General features: G+C 66.9%; 2 protein-coding genes and 1 tRNA gene. 2 read left to right on the top strand and 1 reads right to left on the bottom strand.

Annotation, left to right across the window (positions count from 1 at the left end; genetic code table 11):
* Positions 1 to 1,247, top strand: a 1,247-nt coding sequence (locus E1267_RS43425; protein WP_132342107.1) for a site-specific integrase, incomplete at its 5' end; no start/stop codon positions are given.
* Positions 1,248 to 1,428: 181 nt separating this feature from the next.
* On the opposite strand, the gene E1267_RS43420 is transcribed toward E1267_RS43425, so the two are convergent.
* Positions 1,429 to 1,502, bottom strand: a tRNA-Arg gene (locus E1267_RS43420).
* A gap of 246 nt (positions 1,503 to 1,748) precedes the next feature.
* Between E1267_RS43420 and E1267_RS43415 the strand changes: the two genes are divergently transcribed.
* On the top strand, positions 1,749 to 2,531 hold the full coding sequence (locus tag E1267_RS43415) for a phosphotransferase (RefSeq protein WP_132342105.1): 783 nt from the start codon (positions 1,749 to 1,751) through the stop codon (positions 2,529 to 2,531).
* Positions 2,532 to 2,548: the final 17 nt, after the last annotated feature.

Here is a 2,548-nt window from a genome sequence, read left to right as displayed (position 1 = left end):
TCACGCTTGGCTCGCGCCGCCGGGGTCAGACCACCACCATCCGGATAACGCATCCCACCGGCATACTCCCGAACCCCGCCGCGAGCACGCAACCACGCCGTGTCACCTCAGACTTTCAACCGCTGTACCTGATCCCCTACCTCGGCCGGCTGGCGTTGGACCGGCTCAAGGTCAGCGACATCGCGGTGATGTTCGAGCAGATCGAAGAGTTCAACGACACCATCGTCGAACGCCGCACCAGCCCCGACCCGAGCGTGCGAGCCAGCGTCAAATACCGGCGACCGATCAGCATCGCCACCATGCACAGCATCCGCGCCACCCTGCGACACGCTCTGAACATGGCCATCCGGCAAGACCGGCTGCTCGACTTCAACCCCGCCGCCGTGCTGAAACTACCGGCCAAGACCCGCCCCAAGGCGCTGGTGTGGACCGACGACCGGGTCCAGGACTGGCAGGCCGCCTTCCAGGAACGCCTGAAGGCAGAAACGCGGCGCCGTGGCGGGCGGCGAGTGGATCCGGTCGACGCCTACACCAGCACGCCGCGCCCTTCGCGAGTGATGGTCTGGACCCCGGCCCATACCCGGCTGTTCCTGGAAGAGGCCCAGCGGCACCGCCTCTTCGCCCTGTACCGGTTGATCGCCCTGCGCGGGCTACGCCGGGGCGAGGCGTGCGGGCTGCGCTGGAAGGAGGTCAACCTCGAGGCCCAGACCATCACGATCAACTGGCAACTGGTGCAACTGGCCGGGCAGGTCCACGAAGGAACACCCAAGACCGACGCCTCGGTACGCACCATCGCCCTGGACACCGAAACCACCGCAACGCTGCGCGCGCACTGGCAGCGGCAACTCCAGGAACGGCTGGCCCTGGGCGAGGCGTGGACGGACACCGGGTTCGTCTTCATCCAACCCGAGGGGAGTCGGCTGCATCCCCAGAACGTCACCGAACAGTTCTTGTGGCTGGCCTACCTCGCCGGCCTGCCACCCATCCGGCTCCACGACCTCCGCCACGGCGCAGCCTCGCTGATGCTGGCAGCCGGTGTAGAGATGAAGGTCGTGCAGGAGACGCTGGGACACACCTCCAGCGCGTTCACCGCCGACACCTATACCTCGGTCTTCCCCGAGGTGGCGAATGGCGGCCGCGGAGAAGACCGCAGCGCTCCTACTCGCCGAGGAGGAGAACCAGCAGAAGCCAGCAGAGGTGGATCCCGCTGCGGGTCTGACCCGCCGCATCAGCAACCGGCCCGGTGATCGCCGTAGTCGCACGGCGGGACGGGGCCGTTCCTTTGCCAAGGCAGCCCCAGAACACCGATGTCGATCATGGTGTGGGCGATGTTGACGTGCGCGAGCACGTACGGAGCACGCAGCCGCTGAACGAAAATTCTAAAACGCGTCCGATCCCACATAACCGCAGGTCAGAGCATGATCAAAGCGCGCCCTGCAGGATTCGAACCTGCGACCGTCGGATTAGAAGTCCGGTGCTCTATCCAGCTGAGCTAAGGGCGCTCCCGCCTTATTGTGCATGATCCGGCGACATGTCACGCACAGGTTTTCCCCGTGTCAGTCTGTCAACCCGATCACACCCACACGAACCGGACCGGCTGGTGGCCTTTCTGGTCGTGCGGGCCTCAGGGAGGATATCGGACGGGCCGGGTGGGAGAGGGTGCCGAGGGCGGCCGTGGGATGATCTTGTTGCCGCAACCGGTGAAAAGATCGGGCGCGGGCGGGGCGGAAAGTCTAAGCTTCCGTGCCATGGTCGCGACGGTCCTGCATGAGATTCCCTTGCAGGGCGGAGATGTGACTGACGGGGTGGTGCGCGTCGGTGACACCGTGCGCAGACCGGCAAGTACGTCCACGCCCTCCGTGCACGCCCTGCTCAGGCACCTTGAGGCGGTCGGGTTCGAGGGGGCGCCACGGGTCGTGGGGATGGACGAGTACGGGCGCGAGGTGCTCACTTACGTGCCGGGCGCGACCGGGTTGCGGGCGGAGATCGTCAGTGATGAGGCGCTGGCCGGTCTCGCGGTGCTGGTGCGGGAGTTCCATGATGCGACGGCGGGGTTTCCGCTGACGCTGGACGGCTGGGAGGGGGGTTCGAATGACGATAAAGCGCCGGAAGTCATCGGGCATTGTGACTTGACCATGGATAACGTGGTTTTTCGGGCGGGGCTGCCCTGTGCGTTGATCGACTTCGATCTGGCCCGGCCGACCACGCGGCTCTTCGACATCGTCACCACGCTTCGCCACTGGGCCCCGATCTCCGACCCCGTCGACCGCCCTGCGGTCCTCCGCTCCCTCGACGTGGGTGAGCGCCTGCGCCTGTTCTGCGACGCGTACGGCGTCCTCCCCCGCGACCGGCGCCGCCTCCTCGAACTGGCCAGGCTCCGCTTCCACCGTTCCTACACCGCCATGCGCACCCGCGCCTCGGCCGGCGGCAACTGGGCGAAGATGTGGGCGAGCGGCGCCGGCGAGCGCATCCGCCGTGCCGCCGCATGGCTGGACGTGCACGAAGATGAACTCCATGCCCACCTGGTCTGACCCCCTCGGCCTCGCCC

It is taken from the genome of Nonomuraea longispora (assembly GCF_004348345.1).
Taxonomy (GTDB): Bacteria; Actinomycetota; Actinomycetes; order Streptosporangiales; family Streptosporangiaceae; genus Nonomuraea; species Nonomuraea longispora.
This window is presented reverse-complemented; position numbering and strand designations above follow the sequence as displayed.

Excerpts from the sequence above, each read along its gene's own strand:
- E1267_RS43415 (WP_132342105.1), top strand. The coding sequence starts at position 1,749 with ATGGTCGCGACGGTCCTGCATGAGATTCCCTTGCAGGGCGGAGATGTG.